Below are 20,854 nucleotides of genomic sequence, written 5' to 3'. Positions count from 1 at the left end.
ATATATTCAGCATTATATTTTGAACTAGACAATATTCCATCCACCTTTTCCTTACGGGCTTAATTTAATTTCTTATGATGTATAGTATGCAGCTTTATGGATTTATGAAAGCAGTTCGCAGTTTGCTGCTGTAATTAACATCGAATCCAAGTCCTGTCGCCAAAGCGGCAAGGGGTAAGTAGGTTTTGTCCTCCTTGCCTACCTTTTGCAGAAAAGCTGGAGTATCAATAGCCACGTTCTCTCCATTCACCTTAATAAATTTCGAGCCAATGGTGATCACAACGGTTCTTCCACCATACACGATGGTAGCGCTGGAGGTTTTGTTATCCCACTTCCCGCTTGCGCCCACGGCATTTAGAATATCTTTTAGCGCCAAAAAGTTCTGCCCATTTTTAAGGATAGGCTTATTGGGTGTATTCAACTCCACGCCCTTCACTACAATCGACATCGGTACCGATGCAGTAGCCATTGTAGCTACACTAGGAACGCGATACTCTCCCCATTGTAACTCCGCAAAGACCTTAGCAATAGTCTCGTATCCAAGCTGCGTCGGGTGAAAATCAGTTTGCCCTGCTCCAATAATATGTGTCAGCGAGCCTTCTACCCCGGCAAACTTTGCCGCAACATGAGCTACAAGCACCTTCGCTCCCTCTTGGTTCACGCTTGCAGCTACACTATCCGCTGCTTCCGTAAATTTGCCCGCTGCCGTCATTAATCTGTTGTACATTTGACCAAGCGCAACCTTAGGGGCAGGCTGATATTGATCGGCCAGTATAATCGTCGTTTGCGGACTTACCGCACGAATATTCTCCAGCAATGCCTTCACATTTGTTTGATAATCCGCTAGCCGCTGGTCCAGCTGTGTTTGGAAATCCGCATCCGTCAGCTCCTTGAACTGCAAGAACAGACTGCTTACATCATTCCCGCCAATCGTAATGGTAATCAGATCAGCTTCCTTAAGCTCTGCTGCGATCTGCGGAGTTAGCTTCACGAACTGCTCTATTCGTGGATCTGGGAGACCTGCCTGAACTCCTTCAGCAGTAATCACTGAACCATCCTTGATCGCTCCTGTGTAATTACGTAATCCGGCCGTAGTCAGCCCTAGAATACCATAATTAGTAAGTGCACTTCTGCCATGATACCAGCCCTGCTCAAGCAATCTCTCCGCATAGCCGTATGGCTTAGTATTCACGTCCGTCATTCCTGGCTCGTAGCCAGCAGTAATGGAATCACCTAGAGCTACGATGCGAAAGACATCTTGCCCAGAGTCTTGTATCGCAGTCGTGTCAGCCGCATTTGCCGTGCCTGCTCCTACGCTAATCAGCGCAGATAACAAAAGCAGGCTGCTTATGCCAGCTGCCCAAATTTTTTTCCAATTGCCTAGCATCGTATCCCTCCCAAATTGTTCTAATTCCATTCTACCATCCAGGATAGCAACGCAAAAGAGCGGCCTCCTATATTCAGGAAACCGCCCCTCGCAAATCACTGGCTATTATTGTCTGAATCTTCATCTGACTCTAACTTCTGCCCTGCACGCTCCAGATATTTATCATAACGGTCATCCAGCTCATATCCAATCTTACGATAACGTAATGTTTCTTCCACAATAGGATCGAGCGTAGTCTGAATACGAATTTCATATTTAGGTGAGATTTCCCGGATTTCCTTAGCCGTACGATCGCCTTGTTCCATCTCACCATCTACCAACATTTCGCTCAGCTTGCGTTCCAAATCATCCTTCTCACTCATGCTGTATCGTCCTCCCTAAAGCTTATATCCTGTTGCTTCAGCATTCTTCAGTGACGAAACCAAATATTCGTGAATGTGGCCATTACTTGCTACTACATGACGTGTACCAATATCATATGAACGTCCTAGGGTATCCGTAATCTTGCCTCCTGATTCAAGTACAAGCAGTACTCCTGCTGCACAGTCCCAAGGGCTTAAGCCCACTTCCCAATAGCCATCTACACGGCCTGCCGCCACATAAGCCAAATGTAGAGCAGCCGCGCCTCCGGCACGAATACCACGAATCTGCGGAAGAATACTTTGCAGTCCGGCCATATTCACAGGTTGTGCAAACTCACGATCCGGCGGAAAGCCCATAGCAATCAGGCTGTCCCCAAAATCAGTCTCCGTAGAGACCGAGGTAGGGACACCGTGCATATAAGCTCCCTTTCCTTTTTCAGCGACGAACATTTCATCACGAGTCGGATCATAAATAACGCCTACTGTTAGTTCACCGCGAATCACCAATGCTATGGAGACACAGTAAAAAGGAAATCCGTGTACGAAATTAGTCGTACCATCTACAGGATCTACAATCCACAAATATTCATGCTCACGAGCTTCTTCCAATGCAGCGGTAGCCGCTGCTGCTCCCGGCGAAACCCCCTCTTCCCCGAGAATGGCATGGTCGGGAAAATGTGTCAGGATCAGCCTGCGGATCATTTGCTCAACGCCTTTATCAACTTCCGTAACCAGATCTTGTGCTGAAGTTTTTGTATTCAGCTCCTTCACGAGACCCTGTCTGCTCTTTATCCATTCTCCTGCTTTGGCAGCCGCATTAATGGCCACCGCCGTATGTCCCTTGCTTGTTACTACATAGGGTTCACGTTCATTCTTACCCTCTGGATTTAAAGGACTCATATCTTCACTCCACTTTCTTGAACATAATCGCCAATGGCTTTAATTCTAAAGCAATCCTATTCACAATACCGTGCAATACGTCAAAACGTTCCCCAAGTTCCCAAAGTTCCGCCAAAAGAGGACCCAATTCTCATCTGCGAGCATAAATGCCCCAGGTCCATATAAAGACGATAAGCGATTAAAGTTTCATTCAACGTACCCTATTTCAAGTTACATATCAAGTCATGATAGGACCCGTATTCGGGACCTATCTCCTTATTTTCATTGTTTAAGGTTCAATATTCACGCTTGCCCCATTTAATAAGGAAATTCCGTTACCAGCCTCAGCCAGCTCCTTCATAGCCTCCATCAATCCAAATAACGCGCCATCTTTTAGTTTCGCCTCAATCATAACATCGACAGCAGGCGTATCTGCGGCAATACGTTTCAGAAAAGCCAGCAAAGGCGCAGGTTCCACGCCATCCGCATGGCTGCGCGGATCAGACGGGCTGCGCGGACTGGATACATGAATCTTAGGCGGCAAAAGCTCTCCCGAAGGAACGTCCTTCTGTGCTAGCTCGCTTCGCCATGTCTGCAAAATGTCAGGCCACAGCTCCCAAGGGAGCTCTCCTTCATTATTCACCCATTGGTGGTGAATATCCAGCACCATCGGTAATCCTACGCTCTGACTGACTGCCAGTGTCTCCGGAGCTGTAAATGTCTTATCGTCATTCTCCAGCGTTATACGCTCCTGCAGCGCTGCCGGCAGCGCGCGGAAATGCTCCTCGAATCGCTTCGCCGCTACAGGCTTGTCCCCATAAGCTCCGCCAATATGGATATTGTTCTTCGCCATGGCAGGAAGCCCCATAGCAACCAGCATGTCCACATGGTACTGCAAATCCCGTACGGAGTTTATCAGCACCTCCGGACGGGGTGTACTAAGTACTGTAAAGTGATCTGGATGAAAAGAAACGCGCAGCCCGTGCTTTTTCACATATTGGCCCACTTCCGCAAATTCCTCGGCGAGCACCGCAAACGGATTCCAGTCCTGCAAATCCGGATGCGTCGCCAGAGGAATGATTTTGGAAGTGAGGCGGTACACCATGATGTCCGAAGCCACATTATGCTTCATCAACCGCAGCGTATTATGCAGATTCATTCTAGCGATGTTCTCCAAACGCCGAAGTGCCGCTTCACGGTCATCCAGCTTCTTAAAAGAGGCCATCGTCATTGTCTTAGATGGGGAGCAGTCTTTGATAACGGTGGACATCGCTACATATCCGAAGCGGACAATCATCCCTGTGCTCCAAAAAACATTTCCTCAGCCAAAGCCGTCTGCACTCTGGACTCTTCTTCATTCAGCTTTCGCACAAGCTCCATCTCGACCGCGGTAACCTCATGCCCTTGAAAATTAATCTCTGCAATCGAGGCTGAAATTTTGACAATGGCTACAGCTACGTTCTCAGGGGTGTAAGCAATAACCTTTTGGCCCGTCGGATACACACGAAAGCCTTGTTTCACCATTTTGGTGCGCCCATATTCCAGCAGCTCGTACAGCTCTTGTTCACTCTTGAATTTGCAGACGGAGTTGAATTCTGTTTGAAAACCCATGTTTCTTCTCTCCTTCCAGTCGGGATATTCCCGCTATAGCTTCTATTACTCGTTGTCGTACTTAAGACCTTGTTTAAAATTATAGCGCTCCAAGGCTAACTCAATCATTCGGTCTAACAGAGCTCTATAAGATACACCCGTCTCACGCCACAATAGCGGATACATGCTGTAAGGAGTGAAACCAGGCATCGTGTTCACTTCGTTAATTAGAATTTTACCATCTGATTTTCGCAAGAAGAAGTCTGCCCGGGTAATTCCACTGCCCTCAATCGCTCGAAAAGCAACTATCGCGGACTCCTGCAAACGATCGGCCACTTCAGAATCCACTGGTGCAGGAATCATCATTTGCGATTTGCCGTCCGTATATTTGGCTGCGTAATCATAATATTCACCAGAAGAAACGATTTCACCCGGAACAGAGGCTTCTGGTTCATCATTTCCAAGCACGCCAACCTCTACCTCACGCGCATCCACAAACTCCTCAATAATAACTTTGGTATCATAGCGGAAAGCAAAATCAATGGCTTTTACAAGACTATCCTTATCGGCAGCCTTAGAAATACCTACACTTGAGCCTAGATTGGCAGGCTTCACGAATACCGGATACCCCAGTTTATCCTCTACACCAACAATCAACTCATGACGTTTTCTTTTCCAAGCGCTGATGTTGAAATAACAAAACTCGCATTGATCCAGACCGGCATCAGCGAACAGCTTCTTCATGACCACCTTATCCATACCTGCCGAAGAGGCAAGAACACCAGCACCGATGTAAGGAATATTCGCCATTTCGAACAACCCTTGAATCGTTCCGTCCTCACCATACGTGCCGTGCAGCAGCGGGAACATTACGTCCACTGTTTGGTCAGCACCCGATAATCCACTAAATACCACGTTCAGGGCTGTGCCCATATCTTCGGTCGCTTCTGCAAGCTTGAGCTGCTCCACTTGGCTGTAAGGCGCTGATAACTTCTCTCCAACCTTCCACAATCCCTGTTTTGAAATGTAAAAAGGTATAATCTCATATTTATCATAATCAAATGAGTTCATCACGGCAAAAGCCGTCTGTAGCGATACCTCATGTTCTCCTGATTTGCCCCCGTACACCAGCCCTACGGTTAGTTTTGCGTTCCCCATTCCCTTAACCTCTTTCTGTACTATAAGTAGTCGTTAATATGAAAAAAACGGTATTTTGTTTGATCAGTCCATGCGTAGGAATCACGATAATCCCAATAGCGATGACGGCTGCTAACGGTACGTGCATTCACAAGCGGCATGCCTCCTGCATCAAAGGCTGTGACGATTGTGCTGTGCTGATACTGCCCGTTGCCATCCCAGTCATATTGAATGATATCGCCCAGCATCAATTGCTCCGGCCGCTCCATGACTTCCGCACGCAAGCCACTGCTCCGACTTCCGCTCAAATAGCGTTGCAGACTGTCTGACACAGCCCAGCTATAGCTCCACCATTCTTGTTTGCCTTGGTAACCTTTGTACCACCAGCCCGTTTCTCTTTTACCAGTATAGTTGATAGGTGCTCCCCCTGCAAAGAGACATTGGGAGACATAATTTGTGCAATCCACCTCGAAGGTTTCGAACTCCGGATTGCCGTCTTTCCACCAGCGGTCGGCATACGCCACAGCTTCTTCACGGTTATAACGAACCTCTCTTGAACCCGCAATTTCTCCGAGAACATTCCGGTTAAGCAGGGGCTGTGATGGCAGCGGTGCCGGCAAAGCCTCTCCCCATTTGGATAGTCTGCCCGATAGCTCTACCTCTGCCCGATGAACCGTATTTCTTTCAGGGACACTTCGTTCCACACCAGCAATCTCCCAGCCCCCACCGTCCCGTACAAAGGTCAGCCGCTCCAGCTCGATAATATCCTCCCGGTGGTTAACGCCGCCTTTTTCATAATAAAGCGCACTATGCAGTGTAACCTCTGCTACTACCTCGGTCGGAGTCTGCCGGACGGTCCGCAAAGTCTTAACCCCTGTCTCTCCGCGCAAAGGAGTTATCCCACGTTCTTTATACCACTCCGCAAGACGTCTTGAACGCTCCCCTTGTTCTACCAGAAAACGCGGATCCTTAACGGACACGGAAACGGTATGCGATGATGACTTAGGCTCCACCCTGGCCTTATTCACTTGATCAATATATACATAAAGACTTTGCTTCCACTGTTGTTCCATTATACTCGCGCCCCTTCTTTCCCTTTTAACTGCTGTTCTATGTATATGAAAGGAAACAGGCCGCTATACAGATCGGTTGAATAGTTAAGAATGTTTCAAGCAAAAACTCTAACCCCAAGTCCGACATCTCAATCCAATATCGACAACGAGGACCCTATCACCTAATAACTGAGGAAGAGAAATTCAGTGTGTATTTCGCCTAATAATTAAGTAAAACCAAGGATTCCGGTGAATTCTTTCGTATTATCTCCTTTAAATGGCTCTTTTTGAGGTAAAAAGAATATCCCGAAACGATACAATGTAACAATGGAAGGGTAGCTTGGCATTTTCTCAGGCATAATTCGGGCTTTAGATGTAGGAAAAAAAACTTTACTCCCCACTTTGTAACCGTTATAATTAAGCTAGAATCAATTTGAAATTGGGTTTCATTAGACGAAACAAGGAGGCGCATATATGCCAAGCAAGGATCATTTTTCATTGGCTCGGACCCTGGAATCAGGCGGCAAATCTTATCGCTATTATGATCTGAAGTCCCTTGAGGAACAAGGATTGGGCTCTATTTCTTCCCTGCCTTTTTCGATCAAAGTCCTACTAGAGGCTGCTGTACGTCAGTTTGACGGACGGGCAATTACTGAAGAACATGTGAAACAACTGGCCGATTGGTCAGGTGACATTGACCGTAATAAAGAAATTCCATTTATCCCTGCTCGTATCGTGCTTCAGGATTTCACCGGAGTTCCGGTAGTCGTGGATCTCGCAGCTATGCGTGATACTGTAAAAAAAGCCGGAGGAGATCCTAAACAGATCAATCCGCTTGTCCCGGTTGACCTTGTAATTGACCACTCTGTCATGGTTGATGCTTTCGGTACAGCAGACGCCTTGGAATACAATATGAACGTTGAGTTCGAACGCAACGAGGAGCGTTACCGTTTCCTTCGTTGGGCACAGACAGCTTTTAACAACTTCCGTGCAGTTCCACCAGCAACAGGTATCGTGCACCAGGTAAATCTAGAGTATTTAGCTTCCGTTGCCACTACTAAAACTATCGATGGTGAAACTGTCGTTTATCCAGATTCCCTTGTAGGAACGGATTCCCATACCACGATGATCAATGGTCTGGGTGTTGTGGGCTGGGGTGTAGGCGGTATTGAGGCTGAAGCAGGAATGCTTGGACAACCGCTCTATTTTGTTACACCTGATGTAGTGGGCTTCAAGCTTACAGGCAGCCTTATCGAAGGAGCTACAGCAACGGATTTGGCACTGACAGTAACTGAAATGTTGCGTAAAAAGGGTGTAGTCGGCAAATTCGTCGAATTCTACGGACCTGGCCTTGCTAACATCAGTCTGGCTGACCGGGCAACTGTTGCCAACATGGCGCCAGAATACGGAGCAACTATCGGTTTCTTCCCTGTAGATGACGAGACACTCGCTTATCTTCGCAGCACGGGCCGTCCGGATGATCTGGTGGCGTTGGTTGAATCTTATTACAAAGCACAAGGGATGTTCCGTACCTCGGATACGCCAGACCCTGAGTTCAGCGATGTGATTGAGCTTGACTTAGCTTCTGTCGTTCCTAGCTTGGCTGGACCAAAACGTCCACAAGACCGGATCGAACTTACGCATATGAAGGAAAATTTCGAAGGTATTATCCGTACACCTGTAGACAAAGGCGGTTATGGTCTCAGCGATGAGAAAATCGCTCAAGTCGTAGAAGTACAGCATAAAAATGATACTACCAGCAAGCTCAGCACAGGCGCAGTCGTAATCGCAGCTATTACTAGCTGTACGAATACTTCCAACCCTAGCGTTATGCTTGGAGCAGGTCTTTTGGCGAAAAAAGCTGTGGAACGTGGTCTGACCAAACCAGCTTACGTTAAGAGCAGCTTGACTCCAGGATCCTTGGTGGTTACTGAATACCTGCAAAAAGCAGACTTGCTGAAACCGCTCGAAGCACTGGGCTTCTACTTGGCTGGTTATGGCTGTGCCACTTGTATCGGTAACTCCGGTCCATTGCCTGAAGAAGTTAGTCAAGCCATTACTGACAATGACATGACCGTAGCCGCAGTCATCTCCGGTAACCGGAACTTTGAAGGCCGCGTACATGCTCAGGTAAAAGCAAACTACTTGGCTTCACCGCCGCTCGTAGTTGCTTACGCACTGGCTGGTACAGTAAATATCGATTTGCAAACTGAGCCACTTGGATTTGATCCGCAAGGTGAGCCAGTATTCCTGAAAGATATCTGGCCAACCACTGCTGAAATTCGCGAAGCCATTGGTCTCTCCCTTAGTCCGGAGATGTTCCGTAGCAAATACGAAAATGTATTCACCGCTAACGAACGTTGGAATTCGATTCCTGTTCCGCAAGGCGAGCTGTATGAGTGGGATGATAATTCCACGTACATCCAGAATCCGCCATTCTTTGAACATCTGGCAGACGGTCTGGGAGACATTAAGGATATCAAAGATGCACGCGTTCTAGCGCTGCTTGCTGATTCCGTAACAACCGACCATATCTCACCAGCGGGTAATATCTCTACCTCTGGTCCTGCTGGCGAATATTTGCGCGATCATGGTGTAGAACGTGCAGACTTCAACTCCTACGGCTCACGCCGCGGAAATCACGAAGTCATGATGCGCGGTACGTTCGCTAACATTCGGATTCGTAACGCAGTAGCTCCTGGTACAGAAGGCGGCGTTACTACCTTCTTGCCAAGCGACGAGGTTATGTCCATCTATGATGCTTCCATGCTCTATCAGGATGCTGGACAAAATCTGATCGTCATCGCTGGTAAGGAGTACGGTACAGGAAGCTCACGTGACTGGGCGGCTAAGGGTACGCTTCTACTTGGCGTTAAAGCAGTTATCGCTGAGAGCTTTGAGCGGATTCACCGCAGCAATCTGGTCGGTATGGGTGTACTCCCACTTCAATTCCAAGAAGGCCACGGCTGGAGCAGCTTGGGACTGACCGGACGCGAGACCTTCAACATTACTGGTCTCGATAACAACGTGGCACCAAGTCAAGAGCTAACTGTCACGGCTACCCGTGAAGACGGCACACAATTCGATTTCCCTGTCATTGCACGACTCGACAGTACAGTCGATATTGATTACTATCGCAACGGCGGTATCCTGCAGACTGTTCTTCGCCAGATGCTGGCAGATGCTACAGACTCTTCCGCGGTGTCGGTAGAATAGATTTAAAGTAACTTAAAAAGGGACTGTTTCACGGCCATGAGTGGCTGTGAGCAGTCCCTTTTTTATGGAGTCGTTCCAGCAGCCAATTTGTGGCGGGTGGGGTGCCACTGTCTGTTGTCTTTGGGATCTTCACCATTGCTGCGTGAGGCTCAGGGGACATTTAGGATTCCGCGCGCCTCAGGGGACGCCTAGGATTCCGTGCTATCGGACTCAGATGACTCTATTCGCTCGATTATCCGACTTTTAGTGTGCGATCGGACTCAGATGACTCTATTCGCTCGATTATCCGATTTTTGGCGCGGGGTCGGACTCAGATGACTCTAAATGAACAAATTTACGAATTTTGGCGTGCGATCGGACTCCATAGTCGCTATTGGCATAAAAAACACGCTGAATGAGCCCATTTTTGCTTAATAGCTGCACTGGAGTCCGAAACTACGACAAAATGGCTTTAAATTCGCAAATAGCGTCCCTTGAGTCCGAACGCCTCAGGGAACCCTAGGATTCCGCGCTATCGGACTCAGATGACCCTATACGCTCGATTATCCGACTTATGGCGTGCGATCGGACTCCATAGTCGCTATTGACATGAAAAACACGCTACAGGAGCCCATTTTTGCCGAATAGCTGCACTGGGGTCCGAAACTCTGCCAAAAAGGCTTTAAATGGGCAAATAGCGTCTTCTGAGTCCGGAAGCCTCAGGGAATATCTAATTATCAACCCGAGATTACTTGTGTACGAGTTATGAGATACTTGGGTTCGTGGGTTCGTGGGTTCGTGGGTTCGTGGGTTCGTGGGTTCGTGGGTTCGTGGGTTCGTGGGTTCGTGGGTTCGTGAGTTCATTAACTCGTGGGTTCGTGGGTTCGTGGGTTCGTTGGCTCGTTGGCTTGTAGGTTCGCGGTGGATTCTCTACCCTCCCGTCCTTCCATCCTCCCGCCCCTCCGTCCCTCTGCCTATCTAGACTCGGGGTTCTAACTCTCTAGACTCAGCATTACGAGTTACTGAGGCTTCCAAAGAAACGTATATTCACTGAAGCTCACCAAACCAACGCAAGGTAGGGAGCCGTTAGCCATTAGCTAGCCGTCAGTTAGCTGTTGATTACCCATCAGTTACCCATCAATTATCCATCAGTCACTCATCAGTCACCCATCAGTCACTCATCAGTCAACCAGCAATTATCCATCAGTTACCCATCGTTTCCTGCCACTTACCCACAATCGACTAAGCCCTCCCCAAAACAGCAAAGCAGCGATCCTCCAGTAACGGAGAGATCGCTGCTTTGCTGTTTAACAAGGTATGTCTCAGCCAGCGAATTAAGGAATCATCATGCCCATTTCACTAGCCGCTTCCTTCAGTACCGCGGCATATTCCACTAGCGTATCTCGGGATAGGCGACTAACTGGGCCTGACAGCGATAACGCCGCGATCACATTTCCACTGCGGCCCGTAACAGGCACCGCCACCGCGGCCGCGCCGGGCTCGCGTTCCTCGAAACTAGTGGCATATCCGAGCCGGATAATGTCATTAAGCTGCTCTTGATAGACATCCTTCTCAACATAGTTCGGCCATCCCGAACTCTCCAGCAATTCTTTCAGCACCTCTGGAGGAGCATAGGCTGCCAGCACTTTACTTGATGCGCCCACAGATAAAGGCAATCTCGCACCGATCTGCGCCACTCGCCGGATGGCCTGCTGGCTCTGAACCGCCTGAATCCGCACACGTTCTATGCCGTCGCGTAAGTATAAACTAACGGTCTCCCCTAACCGATCCCGCAGTCGTTCCATTGACGGCAATAATACCGCGGCCGACTCATCAAAAGCAGGCAAATGCGTAGACAATTCCCAAATTCGTATACCCAAACTATATTTCTCAGTGGCCGGATTACGAATGAGGAAGCCCTTTTCCTCCAAGGTTGCCAGCAGCCGATGGACGGTACTTTTATGTAAATCAATCTTTGAAGCGATCTCCGTCAACCCTAAATCTCTGTCCTGCGTAAAACAAAGCAATATATCAAGCGCACGTTCTACCGCACGCACTGTAAGCTTTCGGTCCTCCATGACAATCTCCCCCTCGTGTTTCATCAAATGAAACTCGGTTACATTATAACTAACTCTATCTTAGTGCAAAACTCTATGGAAAGTCCAGTATATTCACTCCGCCGGAGTTGTGCCAAAAATGTGCCGGAAAAGGTTGGGCCGCACTTTACAGTTACATTACAAAAGCATCTAATTCATTGACTTTGTAAGGGCTTTTTCATACGATTAACATATTAAATTATCTACTGATGCTTTAGAATCATTTTTACAAATTCTTCTAGGCACTAGTACTCACATCATTCTTAGGAGGGGACCATATGGATCTGGCAACTCGCCAAACCGGCACAACCGTCTCCCGTCGACCTAAACTACCTAAACAAGGCAGTTCGTCCCGGCTATCGCTGCGGATGATTCGTGTGAAGCATATTATCGTTGCACTGCTATTATCTATTTTTTTCTTCTTAGCCTTCTGCTTTGTCTCACTTCATGGCTATATCGCCTGGGTATTATCTAATCCAACGGTCGCACCTCTGTATTCCAATCCCATGCAGGCCAAAGGTCTAGCATACGAGGATGTGACGTTTCCAGCTAAAGATGGAAGTCGGATGATGAGCGGCTGGTATATTCCCTCCGAAGGGGCTACCAAAACTATCGTGTTCAGCCATGGCTATGGCGCCAACCGGGAAGAATCTTGGGTACCTATGTACGATCTCGCTCACTATGCACACAGTCTGAATTTCAATGTCGTGATGTTTGATTACGGCTTTGCTGCCCAAGGCAACAAGGATATTGCAACCGGAGGTAAAAAAGAATCCCAGCAGCTTCTAGGAGCTATTGATTTTGCTAAAGAACGTGGAGCTGAGGAGTTAGTGGTATGGGGCTTCTCCATGGGAGCAGGCACAGCACTGCAAACAGGATTAGTATCAGAGGACATTGACGCGATGATTCTGGACAGCACCTTTTTGTTAGAGCCAGATACGCTGTATCATAATATTAAGCAAAATATTGATCTGCCCCGCCAGCCTTCCCTGGCGATTATGGAAATGCTGTTCCCAGTTCTAAACGGTACGGGGCTGAATCAAATTCCTTATGCGAAGGTCAAATCCGAAGATTATCCTTTCCCTATTCTACTCATGCATGGAACCGAAGATGATAAAGCTCCTTATCCTATTGCCGAAAAGCTGGCCGCGAACCAAAGCAATCCGTTCTCAGATTCCTGGGTCGTAGAGGGCAGCCATCATGAATTGCTATTCCGTGAGCACCCGCGTGAGTATTTGCGGCGAGTCTCTGCTTTCTTAGGAAATGTTCAACTAGCCAAAACCTACAATGGCAATCAGCCGGCGATGGCAAGTAACTAGTTAAGCACTACAATCCGCCTCTGTCCCCTGATGGGTCAGCTGCTTCAACCATTTACCACGGCGAAAACGCACGTAACCTATAACCAATCGAACAGCCTCTTCCAGGGACAGAAAGAAGTATACCCAGGGAAGAGGCTGTTTCCATCCCCATGACAACAGTAGCCCTAGAGGCACCCCAAGCAACCAAGTTGTGGAGGCTTCCATAATAAAGACGAATTTACTATCGCCACCACTCTGCAGGATCCCTCCCGCAATCATCATATTGCCCACCTTTATCCATAAAAAAAGAGCAAAAAAGCAGATAACGGAAGTGGCCATTCGTCGCTCTTCCACTGTTAAGTTAAAGGCTGAGACGTAGAGCGGGGCAAGAACAGCAATAAGAACACCAAGCAGCAATGAAATCCCTACTCCTATTCGAACAAAAAAACGAGCATACTGAAAAGCACCTGCATTATTATTCTCTCCCAGCTTATGTCCGACCATAATGCCAGCTGCACCAGAAAGCCCTGCCAGAAGCCCAATCGTCAACCCCTGCAGCGGAAAGGTCACTGTCATAGCGGTCATCTCTGCTGTGCCCATACGGCTATATATTACGGAATAACAAGCCTCCCCTAAGACCCAAACCAATTCCGTTAAAACAATAGGTGCTATCGTTCTTAAAAAAGGTATGCACAGCGCTTTCGAAAACGAACTGAGTTCCTTAATACCTCCGGCACCCGGCAGCTTTCCACGATATACGGCTCCGACAATCAAAGCACTTTCGACTATACGTGAGATTAACGTTGCATATGCCGCACCTGCAAGTCCAAGCTCTGGAAATCCCCAATGCCCAAAAATAAGCGCATAGTTTAAAATAATATTCATTCCTACAGCAGCTATGCTAACAATCATTGGATACTTTACATGTCCTGAACTTCGTAGAACCGCCGAATAGAGCATCGTCAACATCGTTGGAATATAACTGAGGGCAACGATTTTCAGAAAAATGTACCCATTCTCCAACACTTCTTTATCCGTTGTAAAAATAGACAGACATAGCCGAGGGTTGAAAAAAACAAATATCGTAAATGAACCCGACAAGATCAGGCCAATTCCAAGACTTAATCCCAGTAGTGGTGTGATGCTCTTTCGGTCTTTACTCCCCCAATATTGAGCCGCGTATATAGCAAGACCCGTAGCAAGACCCGCCAGTACCACTGAAATCACGCTATAGATTTTACTAGCCATCCCAACCGAAGCGATTGCTACACCCCCAAGCTGCCCTACCATCAATTGATCTACTAAATACAGCACCGCCATGACTAGACTTTGGAGGGATATCGGTACCGCTAATTTTAACAGCTGATTATAAAATTGCTTCTTCTCAAGCTTGTTCATACCCTCATCTCATTTCTCAAAGTTTTTCTACTACCCCATAGGATTTCATTAATCGGTCCACACGACAAAAAAAAGGTACACCCTCCTTTTCGCGAGGTTGTACCTTTCGGTATCATTGCCTTTATTTTCCTGTATTATTTCACCATATCAAACGGTTGTCAACGATATTATTATCGCGTTCTTATGCTCTTCATAAGCTATCATGAGCACACATATAATGGACTGATGAAGACATATCACGGGAGGTTTTCTTGGAATGTTATATGTATACGGGCCGATGCTGCCAGTACGTATTTTAGAAGAAATCGTATTCTGGAAAACACAAGAGAAAGAGCATACCGAGGTTATCAAAGCAATCGTACCTAACCTGGAGGAACCCTATGTTAAACTGCTGGATGAATGGGCAGTGGTCTTCGGTGCCACAGAGATGGCCGCTCAGCAGTTATTGAATTCTGCCCTCTCTGCTTCTCCACCAAGTCAGGCTGAACTCACTGCGGAAACAGAAAAGCTGCTGCATATCTCCTGTACCCAATCCCAAGAATTTGTTCGACAGCTTTTTGCCATTATGGAAAGTAGCGCAGCCGTCAAAGCCGTCCCCCTTGCAACCACTGTGATCCTGCATATTATTCGCGAATCAGAGTATTTCCTTGCCGTACTGCACACTCTGAGCTCACCCGGACAGCTCACGCAAATTATGAGAGATTATACAGCAGCCGACTATGTCGTAAGAACAGAAGAGGACAATGTCACGCGGAATGAGGGACTTATTCCTTCTACAGATACTATCCTTGATATTCGTGAAATGAGTGCTGTGCCAATTGGCGGACATACGCTGCCTCCATTGCCTTATGCTTATAATGCGCTGGAACCATACATCGATGAGAAAACCATGCGGATTCATCACGATAAACACCATCAAAGTTATGTAGATGGACTAAATAAAGCGGAGAACAAGCTAGCTGAGGCTCGCAAGAAAGGAGATTTCGATCTCGTTAAGCATTGGGAGCGGGAGCTAGCCTTTAATGGGGCAGGCCACTATCTCCATACAATCTTCTGGAACGTAATGTCTCCACAAGGTGGCGGGCGTCCAACTGGAGCCTTACTGGAAGCCATTGAACAAAGCTTTGGCAGCTATGACAGCTTCAAGAAACAGTTCACAGAAGCTGCGAATAAGGTTGAAGGTGGCGGCTGGGCTATTCTCGTCTGGAGTCCACGCAGTCATAGACTGGAGATTTTGACTGCGGAGAAACATCAGAACCTATCACAATGGGACGTGGTTCCGTTACTGGCTCTGGATGTATGGGAGCATGCCTATTACCTTAAACATCAGAATAATCGGGCCGATTATATAGAGGATTGGTGGAAGGTCGTTAACTGGCCTTACGTCTCAGAACGTTATGCTGCTGCCAGTAAACTGGCCTGGAAGCCTTTTTGATATTATTTCAATTCACAGTGAACATCACTCTTATTGCCACACCCTGACCAAAAAGGACCCATCATTCACATTACGTGAACGATGGGTCCTTCCAATTTCGAGGTATGCACCCCGATATTTATTCCTTAATCAAGCTTAGAAACTCCGCACGAGCGGCGGCATCCTCACGGAAGACCCCTCTAGTAGCCATAGTTACCGTTTTGCTGCCTGGCTTCTTCACTCCGCGTGCACACATACACAGATGCTCTCCCTCCACAACAACCATAACACCGTGGGGGCCTAACACCTCCGTCATAATATCAGCAATTTGCGCCGTAATGCGTTCTTGAACCTGTAGACGCCGGCTTACTGCTTCAACAAGCCGAGCTAATTTGCTGAGTCCAGCAATACGTCCGCTCGGAATGTATCCTATATGCACTTTACCAAAGAAAGGAGCCATGTGGTGTTCACATTGGCTGTAATAGACGATATCCTTAACGATCACTAGCTCTTCATGAGACTCATCAAAAGTAACGCCGAGCGCCTCGCGGGGATCTATCGAATAACCGCCGAATATCTCCTCGTACATCCGCGTAACACGTGCCGGTGTTTCCAGCAGTCCCTCGCGGCCGGTATCTTCACCGATTAATTCTAATATTTTCTCAACGTGATACTCGATTTGCTCACGGTTCTCTGCAACTTTACCGTTCACATATTCCTTGATGTTCCCCATGATGTCTCCCCCTTCCGCACCCGTATACATGTTATCCGGATCCGGTTACTTACTTCTACGTTTATTCCCTTTAGCTGCTCCTGGGCGCGCACCTGGCTGTCCCTGAGTCTTCATCATTTGCTGGGCACGCTGCATTTGCTTCCCGTTCAGGTTATAACCCATTTGCTTTGCAACCTTTTGCAGCATTTCAGGATCATTCTGCATGTTTGTCATTTGTTTGCGCAGATAATATACACCGATGAAAAAACCACCGATGAGACCTACGACCAATGTAATAATAGGTAATGCGATACTCATCTAAAGCCCACCTCTACACTCTATTGTCTGCATCGCCATATGGCACGCGAATCTATCATAGCATTTCAGGAACTGGACAGCAATTGGCAATATGCAACCTGTCTATGAACTTTTTCCTCCATTAATATCGCTGTCCTCCCGTGCCTTCTTCCCAGTAAGGAGCACATCCTGCGCCCGGCTTAGCATTTCCCTCACCGTGCTATCCTCCTCGCGCTCTAAACCCGCTTCTACAGCCGCTAGAGCCTCATCACCGCCAATACGTCCAAGCGCCCAAGCAGCAGTGCCCCGCATCTCTAGCCGCGGCTCTTTCAGAACAATCTCTGATAGCTTTGGCACAGCCCCGGCTTCCTTAAAATTGCCTAGGGCAATGATCGCATTTCGCTGCATCGGCTTTTTGCCTCTCCAGGCTGCTGAGCTATTGCCGAATTTCTCTTTGAACTCACGATTGCTAAGATCAAGGATCGGCAGCAGCAGCGGCTTCACAATTTCAGGATCAGGTTGCATCTGAGGGCGATGATTCCAGTTCTTACCTCTATTCTTGGGACATACAATCTGGCAAGTATCACAGCCGTATAGACGATTGCCGATCTTGGTCATATACTCCTCGCTGAGGAACCCTTTAGTCTGCGTCAAAAAAGAAATACAAGCCTGTGCGTTAAGCTGACCCGGACCCACCAGCGCTCCGGTCGGACAAGCATCAATACACTTGGTACACTCCCCGCAGCCTTCTTCAACAGGTTCATCCGGAGCAAAAGGAATGTTCGTAACCATTTCCCCAAGATAAATCCAAGATCCCCATTTTGGCGAGATGATAGAACAGTTTTTGCCGCTGAAGCCTATTCCCGCTCTTTCCGCTACCGCTCTATCTACTAGAACACCAGTGTCCACCATACTTTCCAGCACAGCCTCTGGTACACGCTCGTGAATAAATTCCTCTAGCTTACTTAAGGCTTCCCTCAGCACATGGTGATAATCCCTGCCCCAAGATGCCCGGGCGAGGATGCCTCTACGTGCACCCGGCTCAGATTTAGGAGGGTTCTCCATTTTAGAAGGGTAAGCCACTGCAATCGAAATAATAGATAACGGCTTGTCTCCAGAAGACAATGCTGGAACTGTCCTTTTATCCAGATCGGGTTCCTCGAAGCCAGATTCATATCCTTTGTCCCGGTGGTCTTGCAGTATATTTTTTAAATATAAAAAAGGTTCTGCTGTTGTAAACCCTATATCATCAATACCGAGTGATGTCGCAGCCTCCTGAATCTCTGCTTTAAGCTGTGCCCACTTGGAAGGCGGGGGAGCATACGATGACTGAAATGTATTGGTCATTTCCGCCTTCTCCTTTCATATCTTCGCTGACTTTCTTATAATCTATTCAGTTTTGACAGAGGCCACCATATATAATCAGCCCTGCCGACAATCATATCCTGTGAAATAGAGCCGAAGTAACGGCTGTCCTTGCTGGCTGAAGCATGACGGTTATCGCCCATTACAAAATAATTGCCACTTTCCACGGTTAACGCTGCAAAATCCGGATCTTCAATCTCAGTATCGATATAGGGCTCATTCACTATTTTTCCATTCACGTATAACTGATGATTCCGTACCTCTATGATATCTCCAGGTATGCCAATCACTCGCTTCACTAAATACTCCTTATGACTAGGTCCAGTACTTGGATCATGAAGAATGACAACATCACCATGTTTTGGATTTACGAAGAGCAATGAAATTTTATTAATGAAGAGCCTCTCACCCTCCCAGAGCGTTGGCTGCATAGACTGACCTTTAACCGTTGATATATTGAACACAAAAACATTAAGAACAGACATCACAGCAAAAACAATCACAGCTGTAAGCAGCCAATCCTTCATTTCCGAGACCAAACGACCGCCCAGGGTAGTCTTGGATCTGGAGGATCTATGTCTTTGTTTCCTATTTCTCGTGTAATCTACTTGGGGCTCCTGATTCAATATGTCACCTCTGTTCTCAATAATTGAAGTCTATACTTGCAGATATTATAACAATAAAAAAGCATATCTCCCAGCCATTAGCAATGGACTTCTGGAAAATACGCTCGAGTATGAATGAAACAGACTATATCGTCAGCTATAGTTCTTTTTTCTAGAAAATGTTTCCGCTTTCGCAGCTGAGTGATCAAAATTACCCAACAATGCTCAGCTTCCGGACAGATTTGAAGATTTGATTCTCGCTATATCCCATAGCTTCATACAATGGCAAAGCAAAAGAATTATGCTCATCGACGGCTACATAGATACCACTGACTTTACGAGCTTGAAACCTGGATTCCATAGCTGATACCAGACTTCTACCGACTCCTCTGCGGCGATAATCAGGATGTACAGCAATCCGGAAATAACAACCGTGGTTTTTCTCAATTGTACCAATCAGTGCTCCAACAATTTCTTCTTCATCTTCCGCAACTACAATGAGATCTGAATCCCAAGAAAGCTGCCTGGAGAAAGGCTCGATAGTGTTCTCGAAACACTCTTCCGATAATGCGGTTTGCAGCAAATCAGTCACAGGGCTAACGTCGCTTAATTGAAAGGAACGAACGTGCATTCTTTAAAATCTCCCTTGTCTATGGCTTATGAATTTAACAAAAAGAAGGGGTTCCCTTAACATAGAGAAAATAAAAAAAAGCATCAAATATCGAGGAATACCTGCTTTTAAATCTATTAAAGCACACTTTTCTCGTGATATCATCATTTTTCTTTTGAAAGCGCTTAATATCAAGCGTTTACATTTCGGATGGGGTTCATTTCTTCATTAAAAGGGTATTAATAAGGATATATGTCTATAGGTTAGGGACTATTTATTTTAACATTCTAAATACAATTGTAAAACCCTTTCCCTCTCCAATTATACTTTATAAACATTTATGTTTGTTTAGTGTTGCATTATTGGTCTAGATACGGTTTAATTAAAGTATCCTATTGGGCGAAACCCTATAGTACATATTTACAATAAAGGATTTTGACGTTAGTTCGCCAGAATTCTTTATCTATAACAAAATTCTAATATAACTCAGGAGGGATTTTTCCATGGCATTTCAATTACCGGCACTTCCTTATCCGAACAACGCACTCGAACCACACATCGACGCATTGACGATGGAAATTCACCATGACAGACACCATAACACATATGTAACTAATCTGAATGCAGCTTTGGAAAAAGCACCTGAATTGCAAAGCAAAAACATTGAAGAGCTTCTTACAGATCTGAACGCTGTACCTGAAGCTATCCGTACTGCTGTTCGCAACAATGGTGGCGGACACGCTAACCACACTTTGTTCTGGGAAGTTATCGGACCAAACGGCGGCGGCGCACCAACTGGCGCATTGGCTGAAGCTATCGATAAAGAACTGGGCGGATTCGAAAAATTCAAAGAAGATTTCGCAGCAGCAGCAACTACTCGTTTCGGCAGCGGCTGGGCTTGGCTAGTTGTTAAAGATGGCAAACTGGCAGTAACAAGCACACCTAACCAAGACAACCCAATCAGCGAAGGCGCTACTCCAATCCTCGGACTGGATGTATGGGAGCACGCTTACTACCTGAACTACCAAAACAAACGCCCTGATTACATCAAAGCGTTCTGGAACGTAGTAAACTGGGAAGAAGTTGGCAAACGTTACGAAAGCGCAAAATAAGAAATTCCATTTGGCTTATGCCATTTAACTAAAAAAGAAGGTATCTCAGAGCCGAATAGGCTAAGGGATACCTTCTTTGTTTAGGTTGGAGATAAAGATAAAGATTGATTGATTCAGATCCTCCCAGACACCGCATTTCACGCCGCTTGCGTCGCTTAAATGGATGCAACTGGATCGGTATAGATCAGAATAGATCGGTATAGATGAGAATAAATCGGAATAAATCGCAATAAATCTATACTCGGCTTACGAGAATCTGCGTTTGGAGTCGCTGAGCAATAGATTAGGGAATAACTCCCTAAAATTCTGCGATATACTCCATAAACACGAGTAATTAGGGAAATA

17 protein-coding genes and 1 pseudogene are annotated in these 20,854 nt (G+C 46.8%); 4 read left to right on the top strand and 14 right to left on the bottom strand.

What is annotated here, in order from left to right; translation table 11 throughout:
* Window positions 1-94: 94 nt before the first annotated feature.
* The 7 genes from NST94_RS03085 to NST94_RS03055 form a co-directional block, all read right to left on the bottom strand.
* A complete protein-coding gene (locus tag NST94_RS03085; RefSeq protein WP_339281635.1) occupies window positions 95-1,387 on the bottom strand; it encodes a stalk domain-containing protein in 1,293 nt (430 codons plus the stop codon).
* Window positions 1,388-1,482: 95 nt separating this feature from the next.
* On the bottom strand, window positions 1,483-1,749 hold the full coding sequence (locus NST94_RS03080; RefSeq protein WP_076130524.1) for a hypothetical protein: 267 nt from the start codon (window positions 1,747-1,749) through the stop codon (window positions 1,483-1,485).
* 15 nt (window positions 1,750-1,764) lie between these two features.
* Complete coding sequence (locus NST94_RS03075; RefSeq protein WP_036679857.1) at window positions 1,765-2,649, bottom strand: inositol monophosphatase family protein; 885 nt, start codon at window positions 2,647-2,649, stop codon at window positions 1,765-1,767.
* A 268-nt stretch (window positions 2,650-2,917) separates the two neighbouring features.
* Window positions 2,918-3,925 carry a UV DNA damage repair endonuclease UvsE gene (uvsE, locus tag NST94_RS03070; protein ID WP_339281634.1) on the bottom strand — a complete coding sequence of 336 codons (1,008 nt, stop codon included), beginning with the start codon at window positions 3,923-3,925 and terminating at the stop codon, window positions 2,918-2,920.
* Window positions 3,922-4,239, bottom strand: coding sequence for a hypothetical protein (locus tag NST94_RS03065; protein ID WP_036679853.1), 318 nt, complete (start codon window positions 4,237-4,239; stop codon window positions 3,922-3,924). The genes uvsE and NST94_RS03065 overlap by 4 nt, the downstream gene beginning before the upstream one ends.
* A 45-nt stretch (window positions 4,240-4,284) precedes the next feature.
* The gene (locus tag NST94_RS03060) at window positions 4,285-5,376 is read right to left on the bottom strand and encodes a D-alanine--D-alanine ligase (RefSeq protein ID WP_339171125.1); all 1,092 of its coding nucleotides are present in this window, start codon (window positions 5,374-5,376) and stop codon (window positions 4,285-4,287) included.
* A 20-nt stretch (window positions 5,377-5,396) separates the two neighbouring features.
* On the bottom strand, window positions 5,397-6,431 hold the full coding sequence (locus NST94_RS03055; RefSeq protein WP_339282123.1) for an amidase domain-containing protein: 1,035 nt from the start codon (window positions 6,429-6,431) through the stop codon (window positions 5,397-5,399).
* 450 nt (window positions 6,432-6,881) lie between these two features.
* Here NST94_RS03055 and acnA point away from each other — a divergent pair, with 450 nt between their 5' ends.
* Complete coding sequence (gene acnA / locus NST94_RS03050) at window positions 6,882-9,623, top strand: aconitate hydratase AcnA (protein WP_038568617.1); 2,742 nt, start codon at window positions 6,882-6,884, stop codon at window positions 9,621-9,623.
* A gap of 1,313 nt (window positions 9,624-10,936) precedes the next feature.
* Here acnA and NST94_RS03045 read toward each other — a convergent pair.
* A complete protein-coding gene (locus NST94_RS03045) occupies window positions 10,937-11,680 on the bottom strand; it encodes an IclR family transcriptional regulator (RefSeq protein WP_076305673.1) in 744 nt (247 codons plus the stop codon).
* A 296-nt stretch (window positions 11,681-11,976) separates the two neighbouring features.
* Between NST94_RS03045 and NST94_RS03040 the strand changes: the two genes are divergently transcribed.
* Window positions 11,977-13,017, top strand: coding sequence for an alpha/beta hydrolase (locus NST94_RS03040; protein ID WP_139329954.1), 1,041 nt, complete (start codon window positions 11,977-11,979; stop codon window positions 13,015-13,017).
* Here NST94_RS03040 and NST94_RS03035 read toward each other — a convergent pair whose 3' ends face one another.
* Window positions 13,018-14,394 (bottom strand): MATE family efflux transporter, encoded by a 1,377-nt coding sequence (locus tag NST94_RS03035; RefSeq protein WP_076277871.1) that lies wholly within the window; start codon window positions 14,392-14,394, stop codon window positions 13,018-13,020. It abuts the gene before it with no gap.
* A 256-nt stretch (window positions 14,395-14,650) separates the two neighbouring features.
* Between NST94_RS03035 and NST94_RS03030 the strand changes: the two genes are divergently transcribed.
* Window positions 14,651-15,829: a Fe-Mn family superoxide dismutase gene (locus NST94_RS03030; protein ID WP_076138416.1), complete on the top strand. Its 1,179-nt coding sequence runs from the start codon at window positions 14,651-14,653 to the stop codon at window positions 15,827-15,829.
* 118 nt (window positions 15,830-15,947) lie between these two features.
* Here NST94_RS03030 and folE read toward each other — a convergent pair whose 3' ends face one another.
* The 5 genes and pseudogenes from folE to NST94_RS03005 all read right to left on the bottom strand — a co-directional run bounded on the left by folE (window position 15,948) and on the right by NST94_RS03005 (window position 19,418).
* Window positions 15,948-16,541 (bottom strand): GTP cyclohydrolase I FolE, encoded by a 594-nt coding sequence (folE, locus tag NST94_RS03025; protein ID WP_036676830.1) that lies wholly within the window; start codon window positions 16,539-16,541, stop codon window positions 15,948-15,950.
* Window positions 16,542-16,586: 45 nt separating this feature from the next.
* Window positions 16,587-16,838 carry a YneF family protein gene (locus tag NST94_RS03020; RefSeq protein WP_036676828.1) on the bottom strand — a complete coding sequence of 84 codons (252 nt, stop codon included), beginning with the start codon at window positions 16,836-16,838 and terminating at the stop codon, window positions 16,587-16,589.
* Between the two features lie 171 nt (window positions 16,839-17,009).
* Window positions 17,010-18,164 (bottom strand): annotated as a pseudogene (queG, locus tag NST94_RS03015) (tRNA epoxyqueuosine(34) reductase QueG); the annotation flags it as partial.
* A 35-nt stretch (window positions 18,165-18,199) separates the two neighbouring features.
* Window positions 18,200-18,808, bottom strand: a complete 609-nt coding sequence (gene lepB / locus NST94_RS03010) for a signal peptidase I (RefSeq protein WP_076101394.1) — start codon at window positions 18,806-18,808, stop codon at window positions 18,200-18,202.
* Window positions 18,809-18,998: 190 nt separating this feature from the next.
* Window positions 18,999-19,418, bottom strand: coding sequence for a GNAT family N-acetyltransferase (locus NST94_RS03005; RefSeq protein WP_036676822.1), 420 nt, complete (start codon window positions 19,416-19,418; stop codon window positions 18,999-19,001).
* Between the two features lie 482 nt (window positions 19,419-19,900).
* Here NST94_RS03005 and NST94_RS03000 point away from each other — a divergent pair, with 482 nt between their 5' ends.
* Window positions 19,901-20,509 (top strand): superoxide dismutase, encoded by a 609-nt coding sequence (locus tag NST94_RS03000; RefSeq protein WP_339281633.1) that lies wholly within the window; start codon window positions 19,901-19,903, stop codon window positions 20,507-20,509.
* The last annotated feature ends 345 nt before the right edge of the window (window positions 20,510-20,854 follow it).

This window comes from Paenibacillus sp. FSL H8-0282 (genome assembly GCF_037963825.1).
Classification (GTDB): Bacteria; Bacillota; Bacilli; order Paenibacillales; family Paenibacillaceae; genus Paenibacillus_AQ; species Paenibacillus_AQ odorifer.
The sequence above is the reverse complement of the archived record's forward strand: the minus strand, read 5'-3'. Positions and strand labels throughout refer to the sequence as shown.

Excerpts from the sequence above, each read along its gene's own strand:
- NST94_RS03085 (WP_339281635.1), bottom strand. The coding sequence starts at position 1,387 with ATGCTAGGCAATTGGAAAAAAATTTGGGCAGCTGGCATAAGCAGCCTG.
- NST94_RS03080 (WP_076130524.1), bottom strand. The coding sequence starts at position 1,749 with ATGAGTGAGAAGGATGATTTGGAACGCAAGCTGAGCGAAATGTTGGTA.
- NST94_RS03075 (WP_036679857.1), bottom strand. The coding sequence starts at position 2,649 with ATGAGTCCTTTAAATCCAGAGGGTAAGAATGAACGTGAACCCTATGTA.
- uvsE (WP_339281634.1), bottom strand. The coding sequence starts at position 3,925 with ATGATTGTCCGCTTCGGATATGTAGCGATGTCCACCGTTATCAAAGAC.
- NST94_RS03065 (WP_036679853.1), bottom strand. The coding sequence starts at position 4,239 with ATGGGTTTTCAAACAGAATTCAACTCCGTCTGCAAATTCAAGAGTGAA.
- NST94_RS03060 (WP_339171125.1), bottom strand. The coding sequence starts at position 5,376 with ATGGGGAACGCAAAACTAACCGTAGGGCTGGTGTACGGGGGCAAATCA.
- acnA (WP_038568617.1), top strand. The coding sequence starts at position 6,882 with ATGCCAAGCAAGGATCATTTTTCATTGGCTCGGACCCTGGAATCAGGC.
- NST94_RS03045 (WP_076305673.1), bottom strand. The coding sequence starts at position 11,680 with ATGGAGGACCGAAAGCTTACAGTGCGTGCGGTAGAACGTGCGCTTGAT.
- NST94_RS03040 (WP_139329954.1), top strand. The coding sequence starts at position 11,977 with ATGGATCTGGCAACTCGCCAAACCGGCACAACCGTCTCCCGTCGACCT.
- NST94_RS03035 (WP_076277871.1), bottom strand. The coding sequence starts at position 14,394 with ATGAACAAGCTTGAGAAGAAGCAATTTTATAATCAGCTGTTAAAATTA.
- NST94_RS03030 (WP_076138416.1), top strand. The coding sequence starts at position 14,651 with ATGTTATATGTATACGGGCCGATGCTGCCAGTACGTATTTTAGAAGAA.
- folE (WP_036676830.1), bottom strand. The coding sequence starts at position 16,541 with ATGGGGAACATCAAGGAATATGTGAACGGTAAAGTTGCAGAGAACCGT.
- NST94_RS03020 (WP_036676828.1), bottom strand. The coding sequence starts at position 16,838 with ATGAGTATCGCATTACCTATTATTACATTGGTCGTAGGTCTCATCGGT.
- NST94_RS03005 (WP_036676822.1), bottom strand. The coding sequence starts at position 19,418 with ATGCACGTTCGTTCCTTTCAATTAAGCGACGTTAGCCCTGTGACTGAT.
- NST94_RS03000 (WP_339281633.1), top strand. The coding sequence starts at position 19,901 with ATGGCATTTCAATTACCGGCACTTCCTTATCCGAACAACGCACTCGAA.